This is a genomic window from Dysgonomonas sp. 216 (genome assembly GCF_010501065.1).
In the GTDB taxonomy this organism is placed as follows: domain Bacteria; phylum Bacteroidota; class Bacteroidia; order Bacteroidales; family Dysgonomonadaceae; genus QVMM01.
Map to the genome: position 1 here is coordinate 133,634 of NZ_QVMM01000007.1, position 26,958 is coordinate 160,591.

The following is a 26,958-nucleotide window of genomic DNA, read 5'->3' on the forward strand; positions in this document are numbered from 1 at the left end:
GAGAACTCGCCAAGCCGTCGGCCCATCATTGTTGAAGTTGTAGACAAAGAAACCAAATGGGAGATGGAACAATTGCCCCGCCGCCTTAACGACCCCAACTACGTATATCAACCTATGCCCGACGATTACGAAGGGTAGATTTATTGCTTAAAAAACGTTCTTTTAACTGCTGCGCACATACGGCGGGGTCGGTCCTTTTTGCGATGCATTGTCTGAGAGCGGCCTTAGCTTCGACGGACAAAGCAGGCAGGCGACAAAGGCGTTAAAAATTAAAAGCTGTTTGAGCAGCTTTAGCTGCGAGTTATTTTTAATTTAGCCTTTAAGCCTGCAATGCTGTCCCCAAGAAGATACAGCCGCAAAATGCCTTTTTGATTCCTTTTGCGGCATAGGGCAAAAGGAATGCAAGTGATCTTCGATCACGCGCAGTAANGCGGGTCGCACAGCAGGCGCAGTCTTGATTTTTTGGTTCGTTTTGCATCAAGGCAAAATGAACGAAGGCAAGCATCGGTAAGATGCGCGGCAGTAAATAAGTATAATTTTAAAGAACAATTACATTTTTGAAGATATTCCTTTTCCAGCCTTGCATTGAATAATGTTTGGCTTATGGCGGTTCTAGTTATTTATTAGTTTTAAGTATACGAATTATATATTTCTGCATTCTATTCAATAATCAGTCAAGTTTCACAGCTTTATAGAAGTAGAAAAGTCTACTACTTCCCTCCTTTTGAGAGTCTTTTCAGAAAGAGATGATTTTTAGAAACAGAAAAGCAAAAAAACTGTCAGAACTGTCAGGTTTTTAGAATCGATAAAGCATAAATAATTTTAACGAAAGATAAGAGCATAAACATTATAACACATTGCATTAATTTATTTAGTATTTTTGTCGGTCGGTATAGCAGATGCCTAAAATAACACTTGACAATAAACTATTACCAAACTAATTGCTATTATCATTAAAATAGGAACATGGCAAAAACGAAAAAAGAAAAAGAGGAAAAGACTAATTCGAAAAAGAAGAAATCAAAGAAGATTCATAAAATCATAATAACAACGATTTGGGGAATCCTTGCTACAGTAGTAATATCAATAGCTTTGGTATTCATACTCATTGCAAACGGAAAAATAGGATATATGCCCCCTATCGAAGATCTTGAAAACCCGATCAATAAGTACGCATCGCAAACCTACTCTTTTGATGGAGAGTTGCTTGGTACATATTCGATGGAAAAAGAGAACCGTATTTACTCCAACTACGAAGACCTTTCGCCATATCTGATCGAAGCCCTTATCGCAACCGAAGATATTCGTTTTCACGAGCATTCGGGTATCGATGCCTATGCCTTAGGGCGGGCTGTTGTAAAACGTGCCATACTGCAACAAAAAAGCGGTGGTGGAGGTAGTACCGTATCGCAACAATTGGCAAAACTTTTATATTCGCCCAAAGCCGACAACTGGCAGGAACGTGTTCTTCAAAAACCAATAGAGTGGGTTATTGCAGTTCAGCTCGAACGCTATTACACAAAAGAAGATATTATCAACTTATACCTTAACAAGTTCGATTTTCTTAACAACGCCGTAGGTATACAATCGGCTGCGCAGGTATATTTTAATAAAGCGCCAAAAGACCTGAAAATAGAAGAAGCCGCTATGCTTATCGGTATGTGTAAAAACCCGTCTTTGTACAACCCTAACAATCCGCGCAAACGCGAATCCACACGTGGGCGAAGAAATGTTGTTCTCGATCAGATGAGGAAAGCAGGCTACATTTCCGATGCTCAGGCCGATTCGTTAAAACAGTTACCTCTCGAATTAGACTTCAGAAGGGTAGACCACAAGGATGGTCTTGCCCCGTACTTCCGCGAATATCTGCGTATGATTATGACTGCAAAAAAACCGGTGAAGTCGAAATATAAACAATGGCAAAAAGACCAATACGAAAGAGACTCCATGCAATGGGAAACAAACCCTTTGTACGGATGGTGCAACAAGAAAACCAAATCCGACGGTTCGAACTATAATTTATATACAGACGGGCTTAAGATATATACAACAATAGACTCACGCATGCAAAAGTATGCCGAAGAGTCGGTAGAAGAACATATTGGAGGATACTTGCAACCTATTTTTACCAAAGAGAAAAAAGGACGTTCGTACGGCCCATTCTCATACTCGGTAGCAAAACGAGCCGACTCGTTGATATACAGCGCAATGAAAATTACCGATCGTTATGCCATATTAAAAAAACAAGGCTTGAGCGACGCAGAGATATACAAAGTATTTAAACAACCTGCCGAAATGAAAGTATTTTCGTGGAAGGGAGAAATAGATACTATCATGACTCCGTGGGATTCGATCCGTTACCATAAAGGATTCTTACGCTCTGGCTTTATGGCTATGAGCCCGGGAGGACAAGTAAAAGCTTACGTGGGAGGAATAAACTACAAATACTTCCAGTACGACATGATAAACGCAGGGCGCAGGCAAATTGGCTCGACCATAAAACCATTCCTGTACACCTTGTCTATGCAAGATGGAATAACCCCCTGCGACGAGATGCTTCATGTTGAGCAGGTACTGACTCTCGAAAACGGAAAAGAGTGGATTCCACGCAATGCGAATAAGAAAAGAATAGGCGAAATGGTTACCATTAAATGGGGACTACAAAACTCCGACAACTGGGTAACCGCTTATTTAATGAGCCTTACCACCCCTTATAGTCTGGTAAGAATGCTACACTCATTCGGTATAACGGGTTACATCGACCCCGTAGTATCGCTCAGTTTAGGGACATGCGATGTATCGGTCGGAGAAATGACAGCAGCCTACACGGCGTTTGTAAACAAAGGAATCAGAGCTAACCCATTATATGTAACCCGCATAGAAGATGCACGAGGCAATATTCTCGAATCGTTTACCCCACAAATGCAGGAAGTGTTTGACGAAACAACTTCGGTAAAAATACTTGATATGATGCGGGCTGTTATCGATGGAGGAACAGGTGGACGTGTACGCCGCGATCCTTATAGCCTGAAAGGCCCTATGGGTGGAAAAACAGGTACTACCCAAAACAATTCCGACGGTTGGTTTATGGCATTTACTCCACAAATAGTAGCCGGATGCTGGGTTGGCGGAGAAGACCGCTCGATACGTTTCGATGGTATGCGCGAAGGACAGGGAGCATCTATGGCACTGCCCGTATATGCTAAGTTTATGTCGAAAGTATATGCCGATCCTAGTTTGGGTTACAGCCCCGAAGTACAATTCGAAAAAGTAAAAGGCAGTCCAAACCCTTGTACAAAAGCCGATACTTTAGACGAAATACTCGACAATCAGCCCGCAGCTATAGACGACATGTTTAATTAAATAAAACAACCATTATAACTAAAAGGATGGCAGTATAGTTATATTCTCCATCCTTTTTTTATCCTCATAACTGAAACATGGCTATCGATATAATCCTTATAATAAGCGGTTTTATGCTTCTGGTAATCGGATTCTTAGGATGCATATTACCGGCAATACCGGGCGTTCCCTTAAGTTATATAGGAATATTACTTTTGCACTTTACCTCTCTGGTTCAGTTTTCGCCTCAGTTCCTCATAGGCTGGGCAATAGTGGTTATTATTGTGCAGATTATGGATTATATAATTCCTGCATGGGGCACAAAAAAATTTGGTGGAGGTAAAAAAGGTGTTTGGGGATGTGTTATAGGTTCGGTAGCAGGCATATTTATCATGCCCCCGTGGGGAATTATTTTCCTACCCTTTGTTGGTGCCGTTATAGGAGAACTCTTCGACAATAAACCCCTACAAGCCTCTATTATTGCCGGATTCGGGGCATTCTTAGGCTTTCTGGCCGGTACTCTTATTAAAATAATTGTAGCCCTTATACTTACCTTCTATTTCATAAAGGAGGTTATCCTTATATTCTTTTAGCGGGGAGTTCACATCAGAAATGGCTTCTGTCTATACCGAACTTCTCTTCGGTATGATGCTTGCCTTTCGGCTCAATGTGCACAACTATATCGTACACATTCTCTACCGTTTTCTTTATGCTGTTCTCTACAGCTTCAGCCACTTCGTGTGCCTCGTTCAACGTCAGGTTGCCATCGGCTTCAATATCCAAAGCTATCATATACATGTTTCCTATCTGACGCGATCTTACCCTGTGAGGATTACACGCTTCGGGTACTTTGTCTACAGCTTCAAATATCTTCTGGTACACCGATACGTCTTTCACTCCGTCCATTAGCTCAACATTCGAATCGATAAATATGGCAATCGACGACCTGATAATGAACAAGCTTATAATAAGCCCCGCAACAGAATCGAGTATAGGTAAATCAAGAACAAACGTAAAAATAAGGCCGAGCAGTACTCCCCCCGAGATAACAACATCGTTCCGCATATTAACAGCATTTGCTTTCAACATCGAACTGTTTATCTTCTGCCCCTGCTTGTATTGGTAAAAAGCCAAGCCTATTTTCCCTACAATGGAGATAACCGTTACATAAATGGCTATTATTCCGGGCAACACCTTTTCGTGCGGGCTGAACAGGCTCCCTATTGTAGATATCAGCATTTGCACCCCTGCGTAGAATATCACTAATGATAAAACTTTAGTAGCAACGCTTTCTGCCTTGTCGTAACCGTATACAAATTTACTGTTGGGCGGACGGCTCATTATTCGGGCAGTGAATAGCATCACGATAGAGATAATAACATCGGTAGTAGAGTCTATACCATCGCCTAAAACGGCCAAACTTCCCGCAAAAACCCCTACCGAAACTTTAGACACCGAAAGTATTGCATTTCCTATTATACTAATCCACGATGTTCTAATCAATATTTTCTCTCTCGACTCACACTCTTCCATTTCGCCAACAAGTTTCCCCTATATAATAGTTACAATCAGAATACGAAACTAATACTTTTCCATTAAATAAGCTGCCGTAACCTACTTCAAAATACATAAAGTCCTATTCTTTTTAACTTTTAGCGTTGATAATCGAAACACCGGGATCATACGTCGATAAAACCTTCTCCTTCGTCGATTCCTTTTGTTTTCACATTTTTATCTATCTATTTTCGGGCAACGTATAAAAAGACATTGTTATGAAAAAGTTTCTTACTTAACTAAACATATTTCATCAGTTTTCATTCAATTACATTGGCAACCGGCACTTCCATAAGATTGTTTTACACAAAAAACGACTTTCTGTCGATCGGAAGCGCCTATATATCGAATATCGTTGATTAACACATTTGCCAAAATTAACTTTGGTTATTGACAAACATAAAGTTCGCAAATATATAGAATCAGAACATCATAGAAGTAAATTATGAAGGTAAATTATAGATTGGTTATTGGGGTTATTGTATGTTTTTACACGATCAGTCTCTCGGCACAAAAAACATGGACACTGAGAGACTGTATCGATTATGCCAGACAGGAAAACATTCAGGTAAAAAAATCGCAACTAACAGCCGAAAGCTACGAGATTGACATTAAACAATCGAAAGCAGAACTTTTTCCCAGCTTAAGCGGAAACATCTCACAAACTTATAATCACGCCAAGAACGAGCAGAACAATTATAAGTATGAAGGTACTTTTGCCGGACAATACGGACTTAATGCCAGTTGGACAATTTTCAACGGGAATCAGAATCTCAACAGCATTAAACAGAGCAAATTACAAAAAGAAGCAGAAGAACTGAACACGGAACAACAGCAAAATGATATCGAAATATCTATAACCCAAACATACCTGCAGTTGTTGTATGCCCGCGAATCGATAAAAAACAACGAGAATATACTTGCATCATCGGAAGCCCAGCTAAAACAAACCAAGGATTTTCTTGATGCAGGAAGTATAACCCGCTCAGAGTATGCTCAGGTAGAAGCTCAATACAGTTCGGACAAATACAACCTTGTTGCTGCTCAGAACTCGTTCGACAGCTACAAACTGCAATTAAAACAACTACTTGAGTTAGACATTACAGACGAATTTGACGTTAATTTCCCAACCATCGGAGACGAAGAAGTAGTATCTCTCATCCCGTCTAAATACGAGGTGTACCGCACCGCATTAGAAATTATGCCCGAGTTAAAGAACAGCAAGTTAAACATAGAGCTTGCCGAACTTGAAAAATCGTCAGCAAAAGGAGGTTATTTACCCACCGTATCGCTAAACGGAAGCATTGGCACAGGAAACACATGGGATTCCAGTCCGTCTTTCTCAACTCAAATAAACCGCCGTTTTAATCAATACATCGGGGTATCGGTAAGCATTCCGATTTTCGACAACAGACGAAATAAATCGAACGTACAAAAAGCTGAAATACAAAAACAAACAGCCGAACTAAATTATACCGACACACAGAAAACCCTATTACGAACCATCGAGGGGTTATATCTGGATGCCACCTCTGCACAAAGCAAATATCAGGCAGCAAAGGATAAACTTACATCTACCGAACTTAGTTATACACTGGTAAAAGAACAGTATGCTTTGGGTATGCGTAATACGGTTGAACTGACAACCGAACAAAACAACTACGCAAATGCTCTACAAGAGCTGTTACAAGCGAAATATTCGGCTTTATTAAGCGTCAAATTATTAAAATTCTATCAGGGACAAGAAATAACATTATAATATAAAGAAGACTGAAATGAACAAAAAATACGTGATCGTCGGAGGCATTATTGTTATTGCCATACTTGCTTTTGTTTTTTGGCCTAAGGGCGGCAAAACCCAAACTGTTTTAACTACTGAAAAAGTAAAACGAGGAAATCTTACAACAACCGTTACTGCTACCGGAACAGTAGAGCCTATCACCTTGGTGGAAATAGGTACGCAAGTATCAGGCGTTATATCGAAAATATATGTCGATTATAACTCCGATGTTACCGCCGGGCAAGTAATTGCAGAACTAGATAAACGGATGTTGGATTCGGAGCTCAGAACGGCTCAGGCAAGCCTTCAATCCAAACAGGTAGAGTTGCAACAACAAATAAGGAATTACAATCGGAATAAAGAGCTTTGGGAAAAACAAGCGATAAGTAAAGCCGATTGGGAAGATGTGCAAACAGCATACGAAACAGCAAAACTAGCTGTAACATCGTCGGAAGCAGCTGTTTTTAAAGCCAATACAAATTTAGGATATGCAACAATTTACTCTACAATCGACGGTGTTGTTGTGTCCAGAGCCGTAGAAGAAGGACAAACGGTAGCGGCATCGTTCAGCACCCCTACCCTGTTTACCATTGCTAACGATTTAACTAAAATGCGGGTAATAGCAAATGTAGACGAAGCGGATATAGGTCAGGTTATAGAAGGGCAAAGGGTAACTTTTAATGTAGATGCTTACCCGAACGACGAATTCGAAGGTAAAGTAGTACAAGTAAGACTCGAAGCAACAACAACGTCTAACGTGGTAACTTACGAAGTGGTTATTGATGCACCAAATCCCGACCTGAAGCTAAAACCGGGTCTTACAGCAAATGTGAGCATATATACACTGGAAGAAAACAATGTGCTTATGATTCCGACAAAGGCTATGCGTTTTAACCCCGATCCCGAAATAATAGCTCAGGTAGGTGATGGAGACATTGAGATTCAAAATAATTCGAATGTTGGACAAGGCAAAAAAACAGTTTGGGTGAAAAACGGGAATAATTTAAGCCAAAAGGAAATTAGTATAGGTACAAGCGATGGTATAAATATCCAGATATTAACCGGCTTATCGGATGGAGAAGAGGTAGTAACCGGAATATCGCAGAAAACAGATATGCCTGCTATGCCCGAAAACGGAGGGGAATCCAGTCCGTTTATGCCGCAACGTCCCGGAGGGAACAAGAAGAAATAAAAACACCTTTGTTATGAACAACAACAAGAAAGAAATAATAAGGGTTGAAAATATCAAACGCGATTATGTTGTAGGCGAAGAAACGGTACACGCTTTACGAGGAGTTAGCTTTACAATATACGAAGGAGAGTTTGTTACCATAATGGGCACAAGTGGTTCGGGAAAATCCACCTTATTGAACATTATCGGATGCCTTGATACTGCAACCGCTGGCGAATACTATCTCGACAATATATCGGTGCGTACAATGGGTAAAAATGACCGTGCAACATTACGAAACCGTAAAATTGGATTTATATTCCAATCGTACAACCTTTTGGCCAAAACCACAGCTGTGGAGAATGTAGAACTTCCGCTAATGTATAACCCAAAAGTATCGTCGAAGGAGAGATATGAACGGGCAGTAAAATCGCTTACCGATGTAGGTTTGGGCGACAGGTTAAACCATCGGTCGAACCAAATGTCGGGAGGTCAGCAACAACGTGTTGCCATAGCACGCGCATTGGTTAACGAACCGGTTATTATACTTGCCGACGAAGCAACAGGAAACCTCGACACACGTACGTCTTTCGAGATTCTTACGTTGATGCAAAAACTACATCAGGAGGAAGAACGTACAATAATATTTGTGACCCATAATCCCGATTTGGCCGAATTCAGCAGCCGCAATATTGTGATAAGTGACGGGCGTATAAAATCCGACACTAACAATAGTAATATAAAGTCAGCTAAAGAGGTATTAGCCGGCCTACCTAAAGAGGAAGAATAAAATTATGAATATTGTCAATTTATTTAAAATAGCACTACGAGCCCTTAGTGGTAACAAGTTCAGAGGTTTTCTTACTATGCTTGGTATCATTATCGGGGTTGCCGCCGTTATTACCATGCTGGCTATCGGGCAAGGTTCGAAAAAAAGCATACAGGACCAAATATCAACAATGGGTTCTAATATGATTAATATCCGCCCGGGTACAGGACAATTCGGAGGAGTGCGCCAAAGCGCAAGCAGCATGCAAACCCTGAAGCTGGAAGATTATGAGGCTATTCTTAACCAAGTCGAATATATATCGGCAGCAACCCCCGAAGTTTCGGCATCGGGGCAGGTTATCTTCGGGGCAAACAACTCTCCTACAAGCGCATACGGAGTAAACCCATCTTACCTCGAAATCAGAAAATACTCGATAGGGCAAGGCAGTATGTTTACCGAAGCCGATGTAAAAACATCGGCAAAAGTATGTGTAATAGGGCAAACCGTTGTAGAAAACCTCTTCACCAACGGAGAAGATCCTATAGGGCAAACCATACGCTTCAACAAAATACCGATGAAGGTTATCGGAGTATTGGAATCGAAAGGAGACAATACAATGGGAATGGATCAGGACGACCTTATTTTAGCACCCTACACAACTATACAGAAAAGGGTATTGGCCATAACATATATTCAGTCGATAGCAGCCTCAGCCATAAGCGAAGATGCAACAGACGACGCTATTGCCAGTATTGAAGAATTATTGCGCGAACGTCATAAAATAGGGCCAAACGACGATGACGACTTCAATGTCCGCTCTCAAAAAGAACTGATATCGATGATGAGTTCTACTACCGATATGATGACCGTATTACTTGCATGTATAGCTGGCATTTCCTTACTCGTGGGCGGTATTGGCATTATGAATATTATGTACGTATCGGTAACGGAACGTACACGTGAAATAGGTTTACGTATGTCTATCGGAGCCAAAGGCATAGACATTCTGATGCAATTCCTTATCGAAGCTATTTTACTGAGTGTTACAGGTGGTATCATTGGCGTTATTTTAGGCATAAGTAGTGCCTATATTGTAAAAAATGTATTACTTTGGCCTATCGACATTCAGGTATACACTATAGTATTATCGTTTGTGGTTTGTACGGCAACCGGTATCTTTTTCGGGTGGTACCCTGCAAAAAAAGCTGCTAACCTCGATCCGATAGATGCCATTCGTTACGAATAGTAAAGCTTATGGGTTTTAATGTGAAGAAGTATATACCGATTATAATACATATTTTATTCTGTATCATAATCCTTTTTATTCCGTTGCTTATAATGACGCGGAACGGGACAATGGTAGACAAGCATTATCTCGGATACTTTTTGCGGACTTCTGTGCTCATAGTCCTCTTCTATATAAATTACCTGATATTAATAGACAAGTTCCTATTTAAAAAGCAGTTTTTACTGTACTTCGCTATCAATATCGGGCTGATTATTGTGTTAATGTCGTTTCAGAACTTTATCTTCGACATTTTAGCCGGACTTACCCCTCCCAATATAGAAGAATTAGGCGAACGTATTCACAGAACTCCACCTCCCTCTTTTAAAGAAATGCGGATAATTGGCGACTATACACTTATTGTATTATCTATAGGGATGAGCGTGGCATTAAAAGCAACAATGCGATGGCACAAAGATTCGATAAACTTCGAATCGGTAAAGAGCGCACAACTCGAAGCCGACTTACGTAATTTGCGCAGTCAGTTAAATCCTCATTTTCTGTTCAATACGCTCAACAATATCTATTCACTTATTGCTATCGATTCGCCTAAAGCACAAGAGGCTGTGCATATGTTAAGCAGGCTATTACGATATGTTCTATACGAAAACGATCAGAAATTCGTATCGGTCGACAAAGAAATCGAGTTTACCAAAAACTATATCGACCTGATGCGTTTACGGCTCAACCCGAATGTAAAGCTAAATGTTTTAATAAGGGACGAAGGGTGCAAAAATCAGATTGCTTCACTCATGTTCATGACGTTGATAGAAAATGCATTTAAGCATGGAATTAACAATACAGACGAAAGCTTTATTGACATTAAGATATTGGTAGAAGAAAATAAAGGCATATTGTGTACTGTTGAAAACAGTATTAGTGAATCGAATGAAGCAATGGAGTCTAAAAACTCGGGTATAGGGCTTTCAAACCTGAAAAAACGGCTCGATCTTTTATATCCCGGCAAATATCAGTTCGAAACTAAGAAACAAGACAATGCGTTTACGGCTCTTTTACGGATAAACTTTTAATAAAACGAGTATGAAATTAAGATGTATAATAGTAGACGATGAGCCTTTGGCTGTCGACCTGTTAAAAACATACGTTCTACAAACACCCTATCTCGATTTACAAGGAACTTTCAATAGTGCTGTTGAAGCCCTTTCCACAATAACGGAAGCGAAAATAGACGTTGCCTTCTTAGATATAAACATGCCTCAGATAAACGGACTGGAATTTTCAAAGACATTACCACCCAATATCAAGATTATATTTACAACAGCTTACGACCAATATGCAATAGAAGGCTTTAAAGTTAATGCTTTAGACTATTTGCTTAAACCCATTAATTACAGCGATTTTCTGCAAGCCGCAAAAAGGGCTTTAGACTGGTTTAAATTAGCCGATACTGCTAAAACAGAAAGCATATTTATTAAATCGGGATACAGAATTGAGAAACTAGAATATAACGATATACAATATATCGAAAATCAAAAAGACTATGTAAAGTTCTTTATCGAAAGCGCAAAAGACCCCGTTAGTTCGCTTATGAGTATGCAGTCGTTGGAAGAAAAGCTCCCGAAATCGAATTTCATGCGGATACACCGTTCTTTTATTGTGAATCTGGATAAGGTAAAAACAATAGAAAGAAACTGTATTGTATTTGGAAAGGTATACATCCCTGTATCGGAAACATACAAGGATGAATTCAATAAATTCCTAAATAACAAAACGTTATAAGTTATCCTAGTTCATCAGTTTACGAGCCCAACCCGAGCTTCCTTTAATAATTAGCATACCTTTGGGAGGATTAGAAAACGAAATTTCGAAACGCCCTATACCCTTCATTCCTGAGTTAATTTCAGCCCCCGATACATTATAAACCTTTACAATCTCGGCATCAGGAGTATCAACAACAAGCATTCCATTGCTAAAATAAATACTTTTGGATTCCGGCAACTGATTTTCAATTCCCGAAGCATTTCTTTTCGTTAAGGCTATTTTCAGCTCATCCTTAGCCACATACATACCCGAATGGAGATTCACATTTATGTTTTTCAACACTATCTCGCCCCTTTGCCAAACCTCATCCAAATCGGTATAATACACAATATCTACAATATTTTTATATGTAATGTCCGAAGTAGTCCTGATATCTCTTTTCGAAATAGTAATGCTCCATGTATTATCCTCTTTTTCCTCAATATCAAGAGAACAATATAACTGAAGCTCTCCCGATAAAACAGTCCTATCCTTATCAAGCACAGTACCTTGGGGTAAACATATTTCAAACGAACCAGCCGATACAACATCATCGGATGCGATATTGAGCCCTAAAGTTACAGAACCATAATATGGGGCATATTCATTCTCCTTATTAAAAGGAGTGACTTCGTCCAGTTCGAACTCGTTTTCCGGACTAAACGGGTAATAAACAGAATATCCGTCTAGCATCCATCGGCTATTCTGCCAAACATATTTCCTCGATATTTGAGGTAAGCCATCGGAGCTAAGAGAGATAATCTCACGCACATCAAAAGCCCACTGATTAAATATATTATCCCATACATAAGACTCGTTTAAAACACAAGTTCCATCCCCTATATACCCCTTTATCTTTTTATCCATTCCAACCCATCCGGTATAAGAGGAATTTTGTTGCCAATAAAAACATTCATATAAAACATTATTGTTATAAACATCGTAGTCATTTATTGTTTTACTACCCCTAGTCCATTCATTAGTTAAATAATCTCCGTAGTACGAAACATTCTCTACCTCGTTCCCTCTTTCGTCAAACTGATATACATTCAACGATTGTTTCCTCCAATTATCTAAGCCATAATCCCACGCATATATCTCTTGCCGGTTTATTTTCTTATCCTCGTTATATTCGTATACAAACTTGCCATCTCTCTTCAATGAGTATTGCACAGAATCCGAATTGTTTATTTCCTCATAAATAAACATTTGCTGCACAACCATATTTTCATTCTCATCGTATTCATATTCAATTCTCCGAATCGGCACAGAAGGTTTCGCATCATTATAATAAGCCGTACAGTCAATACGCGTATTGGGTTCTCCAAAGTCAGAGAAAATATAATCGTACCTTGTAAAAGAAAAGTATCTTCTCACATAGCTTTCCGTTTCCGCATCCCAAACATATTCGTAGTTCGTCCATTTATTATCTGTCGTGTTCCAAACTTCACTATGTTCCGAACGGATAAGAGACAAGCTATCGTATCTGTTTATCGTCCTCTTTTGGTTATGTAGTTCTCCGTTAGAGTCCAATCTTATATATTCTACTGTAACCACTCTTCCGCCCGATGTCCTATCATCTTCGCTATTACGGTAAAGATACCAGTTGCTTTTTACAGAATTCCATCGGTATGTTCTGTTACATTTATAGTTACCATTATCGTAATACGAATATTCATATTTACTGTAGCCATAACGCAAGTTAGTTTTCTTATCCCGGCTATATATTTCTTCATTTATAATTCGGTCAGCGTTGTCATAAGCTTTTATCACTTCTTTATCAAGAGTAAAAGCATTTAGTGTATCGACCCATATATAGCTATTTGCCGATATTTCATTTCCACGCTGATCGAATTCATAGACATGTTTCTCAATCGGTTTTCCACTATTATTATAAACCAAAAGGCTATCGGGTAAAAACCGTTTGCCTGCCTCTGCAATTTTTGTTTTATAACCTGCATTGACATTGTTTTCCTGAGCCAATACAGCGGCAGACAGAATTGGCAAAAATAACATTAGATAAACACTAAATATTCTCATAAAAATTCGGGCTGTGATGATTTAAGTATAAAAATAACGGAGAATTATCTTTACTCAAAACACCTTGTTTTTTAATTAGTTTAATGCAGTTTCTGATTATATGCAAAGTTAAAAAAAATCACAAACATCATATTTTAATTGTTTACAGAAAATGAATCACTTTAATTTGGGATATATCAAAAATTACCTTATATTTGTATTAAATATTAGAATTGAAAGGAAAAGGAGTTCTGGTCATTAAGGCAAGGATTCTTTTTCTTTTTGTTCTTTGTAAAACTATTAATTTTTTAAATTATAATTGTTATGGCTGTTAGTTATATGACCGAAGACGGTTACAAAAAGCTGAAAGAAGAGATAAATGCTCTCGAAACAGTAAATCGGCCTGCAATTACCAAACAAATTGCAGAAGCCAGAGATAAAGGCGATTTGTCGGAAAATGCAGAATACGATGCTGCTAAAGAAGCTCAAGGTATGCTTGAAGCAAAAATTGCACAGTTAAAAAACCTATTAGCAAACGCAAGGTTAATAGATGAAACCGCAATTTCGACTGATCAGGTACAAATAATGAACAAAGTTACTATACGTAACACAAAAAATAACCAACAAATGACCTACACTCTTGTATCTGAGAGTGAAGCGAATTTGAAAGAAAGTAAGATTGCAGTAAATACGCCAATCGCCCAAGGACTTATGGGCAAAAAGAAAGGCGATATTGTTGACATAAAGGTGCCTTCGGGGGTTATGTCATTCGAAATTGTAGACATTTCAATTTAACGGGCAGTTGTTATGGCGAGTATATTTTCGAAAATTGTAAAAGGTGAGATTCCATCTTACAAAATTCTGGAAGACGAAAAATTCTTTTCTTTTTTGGACATCAACCCCATGGCTAAAGGTCATGTATTGGTTATACCGAAACAAGAAATAGACTATATATTCGACTTAGACGACACAAGCCTTGCCGAAATGAATATTTTTGCAAAACGAGTTGCCGAAGCTATAAAAAAAGCATTGCCTTGCCAACGTGTAGGGATAATGGTTTTAGGCATGGAAGTACCTCATGCCCATATACATCTTATTCCCATTAACAAGGAATTGGATATGAACTTATCGAATCCGAGACTAAAATTAACAACGGAAGAGTTTAAACAAATAGCCGAAGCCATACGTAAACAACTCTAAACTTTGCAGAGTTGTTGAAAAACACAAATCCATTTCTTAATTTTGCAAATTAACAAACAATGTAATAATCCCTTGCCGGGAGGGTATCTGATTTTGTACCAACCCGGCAAGTGTATTCTTTTATGAAAACAGTTCTTGCAACCCTCAACGCTAAATATATACACACGTCGCTGGCTCTACGTTTATTATACATAGCCAATAAGGATAAGCATGATATTTCATTCAAAGAATACACCATAAAGGAAAATATTGAGAAAATTGCAGACGAGCTGCTAGCTTCGGGTTGTAAAATAATTGGATTAAGCGTTTATATATGGAATGTTCTTCAAACCGAAAAGCTTGTACATATACTTAAGAAGAGCAATCCTAAATTAGTTATCATATTAGGAGGACCCGAAGTAATGTACGACCCCGAGTCCTTTTTAGAGAACTGGAATGTAGATTACATTATTGGAGGTGAAGGTGAATTTATTTTAGGTAGTTTACTTGATATATTAAAGAAAGGCGAAAAGCCCTTAATCGATGGAGTCTCGTCAAAAAGTCGTTACAGTAAAACAATTGTTCAGGCAGACTTAAACAGGTTATCAGTTTACCCGTCTCCTTATCAATTGTTGGATGATAAAGAGTTAATGATTAACCGCTTGGTGTACTTCGAGACTTCCCGAGGATGTCCATATCAATGTCAATACTGTTTGTCTTCGCTCGAAAAAGGAGTTCGTTACTATCCAAAGGAATACATCTTCGAAAATTTATCATACCTGATAAAAAACGGGGTAAAGTTGATAAAATTCCTCGACCGAACTTTCAACCTCAACAAAAAACACACCAAAGAGGTTTTCGATTACCTTATAGCTAATTACAGGGAAGGATTGGTATGCCAATTCGAAATATATGCCGATTTGCTCGACGATGAAACAATTGATTATCTGAACGAAAAATTACCTGTCGGTTTTTTCAGGTTCGAAATCGGGATACAATCAACTTACGAACCGACAAACGAAGCTGTTAAACGTAAACAAGATTTTTCGGCATTAGCCCATAACGTAAAAAGACTGATGGAGGGAGGAAAAGTAGACCTTCATCTCGATTTGATTGCAGGATTACCCCACGAATCGTTCGAACGTTTTGTTGCTTCGTTTAACGATGTTTTTGCCTTAGGCGCAAAAGAAGTACAGCTCGGATTCTTAAAGATGCTAAGAGGCACTAATATCAGGAAAAATGCAGACTTATACAGCTATGAGTTTAACAACAGTGCGCCTTACGAGATAAAGCATAATGCCGACATTTCGGCTGCAGAACTAAACCGGATACATGAAGCCGAACACGCTCTTGAAAAATACTGGAACAGCGGACGTTTTCAGTTAACAATGAGCTCTGTTTTTACGACCAGCTACAAAGGTCGCTATTTTGAGTTTTTCGACGAACTTGGCCAGTTCTACAAACAAAACCAATATTCGCATTATGGCTATCAGCTCGAAGACCTGTTTCGTATACTTTACTCTTTTCTGTCATCAAAAAACATTGATCTCTTTGACAAATTAAGAAACGATTACTACAACAACTTCACTATTCGTCCGGCAGGATTTTGGGAAGATAGGATAGACAAAAAAACGAGAAAGAAACTATTGTATATAATAGGGCAGGATAAAACCTTCCTCAAAAAACATGAACTTAGCCGTAAGATCATAGAAAAGCAAACGGCAATAGACCTCTTGGGCAACAATTCTTATTTGCTGACAATTTTTCTCAACCACGGGAATACAATTGAACGACGCCAGCTTGCCTATACGCCGGAAGAAAAAGTATTATAGATTAATGCATCATCTTGTATAGCAACTCCTTTAGGAGCTCGCCATCGCCTGTCGATACGTTATCCACACCTTTGCCTTTTGCGTCATAAGTCCTCAACAATGCTATAATTTCCATACACTTAAATGCATTGTAACTACGCAAAGCCATAACATAATCTTTCGCCTGATAAGGATTTCTGAATCCCAGCTCACGGGCTATACCATTTTCCGATTTATCCTTTGCCCAATAACAGATCATAAGGTTACTAAAGAAGTTGAATAATACAACCAAAGTAACTATAAACGGGTTATTCTTCGGATTTTTCTCAAAATAGTCTGCTATTTGATTTGCCTTGTAGGTGTTCTTCTCGATAATAGCCTTTAGCAACTCAAAATTGTTAAAATCCTTACTTATACCTATATTACGCTCTATCAGTTCGGCTGTAATACGCTTTTCTGTCGACGGTATAGAGAGCAAAAGCTTCTCCATCTCGTTAACAAGTTTACTCAAATCGTTCCCTAAATAATCGGTAAGCATCTGAGCCGATTTCTGGTCAATACCCATTCCTTTTGTCATAAAATAAGAATTAACAAAACCGGGTATTTTATATTCGGGAATCCGTTTCGATTCAAATACAACTCCGTTCTTTGCTATTTCGGCATAAAGCTTTTTACGCTTATCGAGAGTGCCGTTCTTAAAATTAAGAACAAGAATTGTACTCTTTAACGGATTCTTGGCATAAACCTCAAGCTCTTCTATCTTTTTTAAACCCTGAGCTTCCTTTACTACAATTAACTGATAATCCGACATCATTGGAAAGCTTCGCGACAAAGTTGTTACGGTCGCAACATCCGTTTCGGCGCCATACAGTATTGTCTGATTAAAATCTTTTTCAGTTTCGGGCAAAACCGTATCAACAATCATACTCGTTAGCTCGTCAATATAAAACGGTTCATCACCCATAAAAAGATATACAGGCATGTAGTTGCGCGCGGCAATATCGGCTTTCAGTTGTTCGTAAGTCATATAAACAGATCAGAATCGGAGATGCTTTACGGTATCTCCATTATTAATGAGCGTAATCAGCGTTTGTATACCTATCATCACATGATCTTTCACAAAGTTAGAAGTTACAATCTTGTCACTAGCTTCTGTTTTTACCCCGTCCGAAATCATGGGTTGGTCCGACACCAACAATAATGCACCTATAGGTATCTGGTTTGCGAAACCACAAGTAAAAAGGGTTGCAGTTTCCATATCAACGGCCATAGCTCTTATTTTTCGCAAATACTCCTTAAAATCTTCGTCATACTCCCACACCCTCCTGTTTGTTGTATAAACGGTTCCAGTCCAATAATCCTTATTAAAATTTCGGATAGTAGACGATGCCGATCTCAACAAGCTAAAAGCAGGAAGCGACGGAACTTCGGGTGGTAAATAATCGTTCGATGTACCTTCACCTCTTATAGCTGCAATGGGTAGTATATAATCTCCTAAATTATTATGCTTTTTTATACCTCCACACTTGCCTAGAAAGAGTACTGCTTCGGGATGAATAGCCGTCAGCAAATCCATTACCGTAGCCGCGTTAGCACTTCCCATTCCAAAATTTATAATAGTTATGCCCTCGGCCGATGCATTTGGCATATTTCCGTCTAAGCCAACAATAGGCACATTGAAATGTTCGGCAAATATCTCAACATATTTACTAAAATTAGTCAGCAAAATATGCTTATTAAACTCATTTAGCGGACGCTTTGTATAACGGGGCAACCAGTTTTCTACAATCTCTTGTTTGGTCTTCATAATAATTCTATTTTTGTTTATTATAATGCATTCTTAAAATGTGCAACACAACTTTATTCTTAAACGTATTATATGCAGAATAGTTGTCGACATTGTAATATAAGTTGCACATGACTGCATTATTGAAACCTACAATACAAAAATAATAAAAAGACCGACACTGCTTAATAAATAAAGGACACTAAATATGTTTGAGTTAAATTTGCCAACATATAATTTCAAGCTAAAGAGAGAGAACGGAATTGTTCGGATATGGGATAACCTCCGTCGTAAATACATTGTTCTCACTCCGGAAGAATGGGTAAGGCAACATTTTGTAAATTACCTGATATCTCAAAAAGCATATCCTCAGGCATTAATGGTAAACGAAACACAAATCACATTAAACAATCAACAAAAACGTTGCGATACAGTTGTATACAACAGACAACTCAGTCCGCTTATGATTATCGAATATAAATCGCCCGAAATAAAAATTACTCAAAGCGTTTTCGATCAAATTGCTCGTTATAATATTGTTTTGAAAGTAAACTACCTGATTGTTTCGAACGGATTGCAGCACTTTTGTTGCAAAATGGATTATGCATCTCAATCGTTCTCCTATCTCCCCGAAATTCCCGAGTTCAATATTATAAACAATTAAAGAACTTCAGCAAGCAGTAACATAAAATAAAATGGATATTTCCTTCAATATTTTTTAGGCTGTCTCTTAATATAACTCTCACAAAAATTGCTAGATTTGTATTTTAATATACTTTTAGTGTGCATAAACATCAATATCAGATATGACTAAATTTAGAAGAATATTACTAAAACTTAGCGGTGAATCGCTAATGGGCGACAAGCAGTATGGCATAGACGAAGCTCGTTTAGCCAGTTATGCCGAACAAATAAAAACCATTGCCGATATGGGAGTCCAGATAAGTATTGTTATCGGTGGAGGTAATATTTTCAGAGGCCTTAGCGGAACAGACAAAGGATTTGACAGAGTAAAAGGCGACCAAATGGGCATGTTGGCAACAGCCATAAATGGACTGGCTTTAAGTTCTGCGCTGGGTGCACTAGGACAAAGAAATCGTTTACTTACAGCCATACGGATGGAACCCGTTGGTCAGTTCTACAGCAAATGGAAAGCAATTAATGCCATGGAGAAGGGCGAAATTGTAATCCTGACATGTGGTACAGGAAATCCATTTTTCACTACCGACACAGGTTCGGCTTTAAGAGGTATTGAGATTGAAGCAGATGTTATGCTGAAAGGTACACGTGTTGACGGGGTATATACTGCAGACCCTGAAAAAGATCCTACTGCAACAAAATTCGACACAATATCGTACGACGAAATATATAATAAAGGTTTGAAAGTTATGGACCTTACAGCCACAACTATGTGTAAGGAAAATAATTTGCCAATCATTGTCTTTGACATGGATACGCCCGGAAACCTTGAAAAAGTAATCAAAGGCGAAAACATAGGCACTTATGTACATGCTTAAACACAGAAAACGATAATAACAGATAAACGAACATAACAATGGCAGATTTAAAAGAAATTGAAAAACTAGCAGAATCTAAAATGCAGTCGTCTGTCGAGTTTCTCGAAGAATCTTTGGCACATATTCGTGCCGGTAAGGCAAATCCTCGTATTCTCGATGGCATCAAGTTGGAATATTATGGCTCAATCACACCACTTTCGGGCGTAGCTTCGATAACAACACCTGATGCCAAAACAATAATAATACAACCATGGGAAAAGCAAATGCTAAAAGAAATTGAGAAAGCAATCCTCAACTCTGATGTAGGCATTACCCCCGACAACAATGGAGAAATGATCCGGTTATCGATACCCCCATTAACCGAAGAACGTCGTAAAGCACTTGTAAAGCAATCGAAACAAGAAGTGGAAGATGCTAAAATAAGCATACGTAACGCGCGTCGTGACGCTATAGATGCAATAAAGAAAACGGTTAAAGACGGTACTCCTGAGGATGTTGCAAAAGACGCTGAAGGATCTATGCAAAAACTGCACGATAAGTACATCAAAAAAGTAGATGAACTGTTCGCTCAAAAAGAAAAAGAAATTCTTACTGTATAATATTTACATATCTGATAAATATAAAAACGGGCAGGTTTTAAACCTGCCTTACTTGTTAAGTAAGTTAACCATTATTTGAATGAACGGCTTAGTAATAAAAAACACCGGAAGTTGGTATCTGGTAAGAACCGAAGACGGGCGGAATATAGAATGCAAAATTAAAGGTAATTTCAGACTGAAAGGTATCCGCAGTACTAGCCCCGTAGTTGTCGGCGACAAGGTATCTATAACAATAAACAATGAAGGCACCGCACTTATAACCGAAATAAAAGACCGCACCAACTACATAATACGTAAATCGCCTAATCTGTCGAAGCAATCGCACATAATTGCAGCTAATATCGATTTATGCTTCCTTGTTGTCACCATCAGCCAACCCGAAACCTCAACAGTATTTATCGACCGTTTTCTGGCTGCTGCCGAAGCCTACCGTATCCCTGTTAATCTCATCTTCAATAAAATAGACCTATACAACGAAGATGAAACAGACTATATGAATGCCTTAATAAGTTTATACGATTACATAGGATACCCCTGTTTAAAAATTTCGGCACTAAACAACAAAGGTATAGATCAACTGTACGAAAAAATAAAAGACAAGGTCACATTATTCTCCGGCCATTCCGGAGTAGGAAAATCCACATTGCTAAACACACTAATACCAGAAGCCAACGTAAAAACCGGAGCAATATCCGATTATCATCAAAAGGGTGTGCACACCACAACCTTTTCCGAAATGATCGAGCTTTCGGGAGGAGGCTTTATAGTCGACACTCCGGGTATTAAAGGTTTTGGAATGGTTGGGATGAAACGCGAAGAGATATTTCACTTTTTCCCCGATATTTTTCGTTTTTCCAAAGAATGCCGGTTCAACAACTGTTTACATTTAAACGAACCCGGATGTGCTGTACAGAAAGCTGTAGAAGAACATTATATAAGCGAAAGCCGGTACAAATCGTACCTAAATATGATGGATGATGATTTTGAAGAAAAATATCGATAAATTCGCATTTTAACAACAAACATTGTACATAAAACGAAAATAGGAACATTTTAAGACTAAAAAATACACATATTTGAAAAATTATTCCTTATTTCGCAATCTGAACTAAAAATAATTACGCCAACATTTATGCAAGTATCATTCACTGCAAAACAAATAGCCGAAGTTTTACAAGGTACCATTGAAGGAAATCCCGATGTTTGTGTTGGAAATTTCTCAAAAATAGAAGACGGAAAACCAGGCACAATTACATTTTTGGCTAATCCTAAATATGCGCACTATATATATACAACTCAAGCCAGTATTGTTCTGGTAAACAATGATTATGTTTTAGAAAATGCTGTGAGTTCTACAATAATTCGTGTACCCAATGCATATGCTGCATTAGCATCACTTCTCGAGATGGTTGATAAGATAACTAATCCAAAGAAAAAAGGCATTGAGAACAACACATTTATTGCCGAGGATGTTGTATTGGGAGAAGAAGTGTATGTTGGAGCATTTACCTACATTTCCAGTAAAGCGAAGATAAGCAGTTCGGTACAAATATATCCGCAGGTTTATATTGGAGAAAATGTTACGATAGGAGAAAATACGATCTTGTATCCGGGTGTAAAAATATATCCAAACTGCCAAATAGGTAAAAATTGTATAATCCATGCCGGAGCTGTTATCGGTTCCGATGGTTTTGGATTTGCTCCCGAAAACGGAGTTTACAAAAAAATACCTCAAATGGGTATCGTTATAATAGAAGACGATGTCGAAATTGGAGCCAACACAACCATCGACAGAGCAGTTATGGATGCAACAATTATTCGTAAAGGCGTTAAACTTGACAATCTTATACAAGTTGCACACAATGTTGAGGTTGGAGAAAACACCGCAATGGCGGCTCAAGTCGGAATATCCGGTTCTACAAAAGTAGGTAAAGGATGTATTATTGGAGGACAGGTTGGCTTAGGCGGCCACATAAACATTGGAGACAACTCGAGTATTGGAGCACAATCCGGTGTGATAAGTGACGTAAAAGAAGGATCTAAAGTTATCGGATCGCCACCAATGCCTGTACGTGAATTCTTCAAATCGAGTGCCGTTTTTGCAAAATTGCCCGAAGTATATCGCCAAGTAAACCAGATGCAACGTGATATAGACAAACTAAAGGAAAAAGATTCTGAAGATAAAGCATAAAAGTATAAACCGCATAGTTAAGTGGTTGCTAACATTATAATAAATACTGAATCAAATATAAATGGATAAACAAAGAACGCTAAAAGACAGTTTTACCCTCGAAGGCAAAGGACTACACACAGGATTGTCTATTTCTATAACTTTTAATCCTGCTCCTGGCAATCATGGTTATATTGTAAAAAGAACAGACCTTGAAGGTCAGCCTACAATTGAGGCATTAGCCGAATATGTAGGGGCCACTCAACGGGGAACAGTTTTAGTAAAAGGTGATATCCAAGTGAGCACAGTTGAACATGCAATGGCCGCATTATATGCTATGGGCGTTGACAACTGTTTGATTGAAGTAAACGCACCTGAATTTCCTATACTTGACGGAAGCGCAATACAATACGTAGAGCAAATAAAAAGAGTTGGGTTAGTAGAACAACAAGATGACAGAGACTATTTTGTTGTCAGGAGAAAAATGGAAGTTGTTGACGAAGAAACAGGTTCTAAATTAATACTTCTTCCAGACGATCAGTTTTGTGTAAACTCATTCATCGAATTCGATTCTAAATACATACCTAACCAATCGGCTACATTAGACGATATTCACGATTTCGAAAACGAAATAGCACGAAGCAGAACCTTTGTATTTGTTCGTGAAATATGGAATTTACTAGAGGCCGGACTTATAAAAGGAGGCGATTTAGATAATGCCATAGTTATTTATGAACGTGAAGTTTCGCAAGAGAAATTAGATAAACTAGCAGACCTGATAGGAGTTCCTCATAAAGACGCGAAAGAGTTGGGCTATCTTAACAATAAATCGATTATTTATCCTAACGAACCTGCCCGTCATAAATTGCTCGATATCGTAGGCGACATGGCTTTAGTGGGCAAATTCATTAAAGGACGCGTTATTGCTACTCGTCCGGGACATAAAATAAACAACAAAATGGCTCGTCTCGTTCGTAAACAAATAAAAATGAGCGATGTACAGCCCCCTATATATGATGTAAATACCGAACCAGTTTTTGACATCAACAAAATTAAGAGCTTATTGCCTCACCGCTATCCGTTCTTGATGGTAGACAAAATTATCGAAATTGGGCAAAAGCATATCGTAGGGGTTAAAAATATGACAACAAACGAGCCTTTCTTCGAAGGACACTTCCCTCAGGAACCGGTTATGCCCGGAGTGTTACAAGTTGAAGCGATGGCTCAAATTGGAGGTTTGTTGGTATTATCGCAAGTTGAAGAACCTGAACGTTATTCAACTTATTTCCTCAAAATAGACAATGTTAAATTCAGACAAAAAGTAGTACCCGGCGATACTCTGATATTCAGGTTACAACTTATGTCGGAAATAAGACGAGGAATTGCTAACATGAAAGGTTATACCTTTATAGGAGAAAAACTTATTTCAGAGGCTGAATTTACAGCTCAAATTGTAAAAAACAAATAATAGCATATGTCATCTAACATATCACCTTTGGCCAGCATACATCCCGATGCTAAAATAGGCGAAAACGTGACGATTGAACCGTTCGCCTTTATTGATAGAAATGTAGAAATTGGCGATGGGACCTACATTATGTCTAATGCCAATATCAGAGCTGGTGCGCGTATAGGAAAAAATTGCCATATCTTTCCGGGAGCAGTAATTGCAGGTGTTCCTCAAGATTTAAAGTTTAAAGGAGAAGATACTCTTGCTGTTGTTGGAGACAACACAACTGTAAGAGAATGCGTTACTATAAGCAGAGGTACAGCATCGAAAGGCGAAACAGTTGTTGGAAGCAACTGTTTGTTAATGGCTTATTCTCATATAGCTCATGATTGCATACTAAAAGACTACATTATTGTAGGTAATGCAACACAATTAGCCGGAGAAGTTGAGGTTGACGATTTTGCTATCTTAAGTGGAGGGACTCTTGTTCACCAATTCACACGTATAGGTGCACATGTTATGATACAAGGCGGAACCCGTTTAGGTAAAGATATTCCACCTTATACTATTGCCGGACGCGAACCGGTTTCGTACTCTGGTATTAATCTTGTAGGGCTTCGTCGACGAGGATTCTCAAACGAGAAAATAAATGAAATACAGGAGATATACCGAATTATCTATCAATCGGGATTAAACTTTACCGATGCTGTAACTAAGATAGAAAAAGATTTTGTATCTACTCCCGAAATGCAACTGATTGTAAATTTCATAAAAAACTCGCCAAGAGGAATAGTTAGAGGATACTTGTAATAGATAAGATAGATAGATTTATTAGATAAAATAAAGCTGTATGATTTTTCGTACAGCTTTTTCTTTAAAATATTTGTATGTTACTGTGATTTTAGAATGAAGAATACGACTTATTACACATAATAAAAAATCAGAGTAAGATATTGGTAAAAAACACCACAAATAAAGAATGAGAAACAAGGAGGTAGAAAATAATTTTGTTGAAATGATACGTAAAAACGAAGGTATCATTTACAAAGTTACTTCCTTTTACGCTAACGAGGAGCAACCTATCAACGATCTGTACCAAGAGGTAGTACTTAATTTATGGAAAGCCTATCCCTCGTTCAGAGGAGACAGTAAATTATCGACATGGATATATCGTATAGCGCTCAATACTTGTGTAACATTTTTCCGCCGGTCAAAAAGCCGACCTTCATATGTCGATCTTGTTATAGATATTCCGGAAAGTCCGGATAATAATGACGACATAAAGGAGCTCTATAGGCTTATAAATAAATTAGGAAAAATAGAAAGAGCATTGGTTCTACTATATCTTGACGACAAGACTTACAAAGAAATAGCCGAAATAACGGGGCTAACAGTTACAAACGTAGCAACCAAGCTGTCAAGGATTAAAGATAAACTAAAACAAATGTCGATGCAAGACAATTAATAGCCATGCTATTAAAGAAAACAGAATATGGATTTAGACAAAATAAAAGATATTTGGAAAAATACGGAAATCAGCCCCTCGCTTAACGACGAGAATATTTCCAGAATCCTTAACAACAAAGGGAAAGGAGCTCTTAACAGATTACTTTCTTACGAAAGATTGTCAATGTGTTTACTCCCATTCTGCATGCTTCTGCCATTTATACATAATAAAATATTTGCCGATATAGCCCCATTCCCTCTTGTATCAATAGTTCTTTTTATATTATTCTGCAGCATTGGCACTTTTTGGCAATATTACAAAGTAAAGCTTCTAAAAAAAATCAATCCTAACGATATGAATATTATAGAAGCGTCGAAGTATATCACTCTATATAAAAAATACATTAACTATGAACTTTCCATCGGAATTATCTGGATTCTGACTGTCATATCCACCTATACTTATTCTCTATTGCACTTATTTGTTGATAAAGTACTTCCTCTCTTCATTATATTTGTTTTGGCAGAAGTTATAGTCGCAATTCTGTTTGTGTACTTTTTTTACCGATGGATGTATACTAAGAATATACGAAGTATAGAGCACTCGATAAAAGAGATTGAAGATTTTGAAAAAGACAACCATTAATTTACTCCATAAAAAAACATCATTAATTCTGACCAAATCACGGATATAATAATATCCATTTATCTATATACTGAATGTTCTGCAAGTAGATAACAGACAAATTCTGACTGTCTGAAAATAAAGCGATTTTTGTCAGGTCTGTCAGTTTTTTTTTATTTAGTCTTTTCAGAGTGTTTTGGGATAGGGGTAATTCTATATTGATAGAATAAATCTATAGCAAGTGTTCTTTAAAATAATACTAATTTACTGTTGTTACTGCGCGTGATCGAAGATCACTTGCATTCCTTTTGCCCTATGCCGCAAAAGGAATCAAAAAGGCATTTTGCAGCTGTACCTTCTTTGGGACAGCATTGCTGGCGGTAAAGGCTAAGGCCGCTCTCAGAAAATGCATCGCAAAAAGGACCGACCTCGCTGTATGTGCGGGGTACCCGCTTAGCGAAGTGAACGCCCGGAACAAAAAGCTGTTTGAGCATAGCCTGACTTAAAAGTCTGCACAATATTCTGTGCGAGTTATTTTTTGTTCAGTGAACAAGCTAAACAGCGGGTCGCACAGCAGGCGCAGTCTTGATTTTTTGGTTCGTTTTGCATCAAGGCAAAATGAACGAAGGCAAGCATCGGTAAGATGCGCGGCAGTAAATAAGCATAATTTAAAAAAACGATAAATCCGTCAGAT

24 protein-coding genes are annotated in these 26,958 nt (G+C 38.2%); 20 read left to right on the forward strand and 4 right to left on the reverse strand.

Annotated features, from left to right (window positions below):
• The first annotated feature begins 1,029 nt into the window (after window positions 1–1,029).
• Entirely contained in the window at window positions 1,030–3,363 is a 2,334-nt protein-coding gene (locus tag D0T53_RS05930) for a transglycosylase domain-containing protein (protein WP_370457795.1), read from the forward strand.
• 77 nt (window positions 3,364–3,440) lie between these two features.
• Window positions 3,441–3,935: a DUF456 domain-containing protein gene (locus D0T53_RS05935; protein ID WP_163266050.1), complete on the forward strand. Its 495-nt coding sequence runs from the start codon at window positions 3,441–3,443 to the stop codon at window positions 3,933–3,935.
• A gap of 13 nt (window positions 3,936–3,948) precedes the next feature.
• Here the strand turns inward: D0T53_RS05935 and D0T53_RS05940 are convergent, their stop codons facing one another.
• Window positions 3,949–4,875, reverse strand: coding sequence for a cation diffusion facilitator family transporter (locus tag D0T53_RS05940; RefSeq protein ID WP_163266052.1), 927 nt, complete (start codon window positions 4,873–4,875; stop codon window positions 3,949–3,951).
• 466 nt (window positions 4,876–5,341) lie between these two features.
• On the opposite strand from D0T53_RS05940, the gene D0T53_RS05945 reads away from it, so the two are divergent.
• From D0T53_RS05945 to D0T53_RS05970, 6 genes are read left to right on the forward strand one after another with little or no spacing between them, the layout of a single operon-like run.
• The gene (locus D0T53_RS05945; RefSeq protein WP_163266053.1) at window positions 5,342–6,655 is read left to right on the forward strand and encodes a TolC family protein; all 1,314 of its coding nucleotides are present in this window, start codon (window positions 5,342–5,344) and stop codon (window positions 6,653–6,655) included.
• A 16-nt stretch (window positions 6,656–6,671) separates the two neighbouring features.
• Window positions 6,672–7,868: an efflux RND transporter periplasmic adaptor subunit gene (locus tag D0T53_RS05950; protein ID WP_163266055.1), complete on the forward strand. Its 1,197-nt coding sequence runs from the start codon at window positions 6,672–6,674 to the stop codon at window positions 7,866–7,868.
• A 13-nt stretch (window positions 7,869–7,881) separates the two neighbouring features.
• Window positions 7,882–8,637, forward strand: coding sequence for an ABC transporter ATP-binding protein (locus tag D0T53_RS05955; RefSeq protein ID WP_163266057.1), 756 nt, complete (start codon window positions 7,882–7,884; stop codon window positions 8,635–8,637).
• 4 nt (window positions 8,638–8,641) lie between these two features.
• Window positions 8,642–9,862, forward strand: coding sequence for an ABC transporter permease (locus tag D0T53_RS05960; RefSeq protein ID WP_163266059.1), 1,221 nt, complete (start codon window positions 8,642–8,644; stop codon window positions 9,860–9,862).
• Window positions 9,863–9,882: 20 nt separating this feature from the next.
• Window positions 9,883–10,932, forward strand: coding sequence for a sensor histidine kinase (locus D0T53_RS05965; protein ID WP_370457792.1), 1,050 nt, complete (start codon window positions 9,883–9,885; stop codon window positions 10,930–10,932).
• A gap of 10 nt (window positions 10,933–10,942) precedes the next feature.
• Window positions 10,943–11,641 carry a LytTR family DNA-binding domain-containing protein gene (locus tag D0T53_RS05970; RefSeq protein WP_163266061.1) on the forward strand — a complete coding sequence of 233 codons (699 nt, stop codon included), beginning with the start codon at window positions 10,943–10,945 and terminating at the stop codon, window positions 11,639–11,641.
• Between the two features lie 6 nt (window positions 11,642–11,647).
• Here the strand turns inward: D0T53_RS05970 and D0T53_RS05975 are convergent, their stop codons facing one another.
• The gene (locus D0T53_RS05975; RefSeq protein WP_163266063.1) at window positions 11,648–13,702 is read right to left on the reverse strand and encodes a hypothetical protein; all 2,055 of its coding nucleotides are present in this window, start codon (window positions 13,700–13,702) and stop codon (window positions 11,648–11,650) included.
• 303 nt (window positions 13,703–14,005) lie between these two features.
• Between D0T53_RS05975 and greA the strand changes: the two genes are divergently transcribed.
• The 3 genes from greA to D0T53_RS05990 all read left to right on the forward strand — a co-directional run bounded on the left by greA (window position 14,006) and on the right by D0T53_RS05990 (window position 16,692).
• On the forward strand, window positions 14,006–14,476 hold the full coding sequence (gene greA / locus D0T53_RS05980; RefSeq protein WP_163266065.1) for a transcription elongation factor GreA: 471 nt from the start codon (window positions 14,006–14,008) through the stop codon (window positions 14,474–14,476).
• 12 nt (window positions 14,477–14,488) lie between these two features.
• Window positions 14,489–14,881, forward strand: coding sequence for an HIT family protein (locus tag D0T53_RS05985; RefSeq protein ID WP_163266067.1), 393 nt, complete (start codon window positions 14,489–14,491; stop codon window positions 14,879–14,881).
• 122 nt (window positions 14,882–15,003) lie between these two features.
• Entirely contained in the window at window positions 15,004–16,692 is a 1,689-nt protein-coding gene (locus tag D0T53_RS05990) for a B12-binding domain-containing radical SAM protein (protein ID WP_163266069.1), read from the forward strand.
• A gap of 1 nt (window position 16,693) precedes the next feature.
• Here the strand turns inward: D0T53_RS05990 and holA are convergent, their stop codons facing one another.
• The gene (gene holA / locus D0T53_RS05995; RefSeq protein WP_163266071.1) at window positions 16,694–17,698 is read right to left on the reverse strand and encodes a DNA polymerase III subunit delta; all 1,005 of its coding nucleotides are present in this window, start codon (window positions 17,696–17,698) and stop codon (window positions 16,694–16,696) included.
• Between the two features lie 9 nt (window positions 17,699–17,707).
• The gene (locus D0T53_RS06000) at window positions 17,708–18,478 is read right to left on the reverse strand and encodes an AMP nucleosidase (RefSeq protein ID WP_163266073.1); all 771 of its coding nucleotides are present in this window, start codon (window positions 18,476–18,478) and stop codon (window positions 17,708–17,710) included.
• A gap of 187 nt (window positions 18,479–18,665) precedes the next feature.
• On the opposite strand from D0T53_RS06000, the gene D0T53_RS06005 reads away from it, so the two are divergent.
• The 9 genes from D0T53_RS06005 to D0T53_RS06045 all read left to right on the forward strand — a co-directional run bounded on the left by D0T53_RS06005 (window position 18,666) and on the right by D0T53_RS06045 (window position 26,285).
• A complete protein-coding gene (locus tag D0T53_RS06005; RefSeq protein WP_163266075.1) occupies window positions 18,666–19,121 on the forward strand; it encodes a type I restriction enzyme HsdR N-terminal domain-containing protein in 456 nt (151 codons plus the stop codon).
• Window positions 19,122–19,263: 142 nt separating this feature from the next.
• Window positions 19,264–19,974, forward strand: coding sequence for a UMP kinase (gene pyrH, locus D0T53_RS06010; protein ID WP_163266077.1), 711 nt, complete (start codon window positions 19,264–19,266; stop codon window positions 19,972–19,974).
• A 38-nt stretch (window positions 19,975–20,012) separates the two neighbouring features.
• A complete protein-coding gene (gene frr / locus D0T53_RS06015; RefSeq protein ID WP_163266079.1) occupies window positions 20,013–20,573 on the forward strand; it encodes a ribosome recycling factor in 561 nt (186 codons plus the stop codon).
• Between the two features lie 79 nt (window positions 20,574–20,652).
• Window positions 20,653–21,576: a ribosome small subunit-dependent GTPase A gene (gene rsgA, locus D0T53_RS06020; RefSeq protein ID WP_163266081.1), complete on the forward strand. Its 924-nt coding sequence runs from the start codon at window positions 20,653–20,655 to the stop codon at window positions 21,574–21,576.
• 129 nt (window positions 21,577–21,705) lie between these two features.
• Window positions 21,706–22,764, forward strand: a complete 1,059-nt coding sequence (gene lpxD, locus D0T53_RS06025) for a UDP-3-O-(3-hydroxymyristoyl)glucosamine N-acyltransferase (RefSeq protein WP_163266083.1) — start codon at window positions 21,706–21,708, stop codon at window positions 22,762–22,764.
• 61 nt (window positions 22,765–22,825) lie between these two features.
• Window positions 22,826–24,211, forward strand: a complete 1,386-nt coding sequence (locus tag D0T53_RS06030) for a bifunctional UDP-3-O-[3-hydroxymyristoyl] N-acetylglucosamine deacetylase/3-hydroxyacyl-ACP dehydratase (protein ID WP_163266085.1) — start codon at window positions 22,826–22,828, stop codon at window positions 24,209–24,211.
• 6 nt (window positions 24,212–24,217) lie between these two features.
• Window positions 24,218–25,003 (forward strand): acyl-ACP--UDP-N-acetylglucosamine O-acyltransferase, encoded by a 786-nt coding sequence (gene lpxA / locus D0T53_RS06035; RefSeq protein WP_163266087.1) that lies wholly within the window; start codon window positions 24,218–24,220, stop codon window positions 25,001–25,003.
• Between the two features lie 169 nt (window positions 25,004–25,172).
• Window positions 25,173–25,658 carry a sigma-70 family RNA polymerase sigma factor gene (locus tag D0T53_RS06040; RefSeq protein ID WP_163266089.1) on the forward strand — a complete coding sequence of 162 codons (486 nt, stop codon included), beginning with the start codon at window positions 25,173–25,175 and terminating at the stop codon, window positions 25,656–25,658.
• A gap of 27 nt (window positions 25,659–25,685) precedes the next feature.
• Window positions 25,686–26,285 carry a hypothetical protein gene (locus tag D0T53_RS06045; RefSeq protein WP_163266091.1) on the forward strand — a complete coding sequence of 200 codons (600 nt, stop codon included), beginning with the start codon at window positions 25,686–25,688 and terminating at the stop codon, window positions 26,283–26,285.
• The last annotated feature ends 673 nt before the right edge of the window (window positions 26,286–26,958 follow it).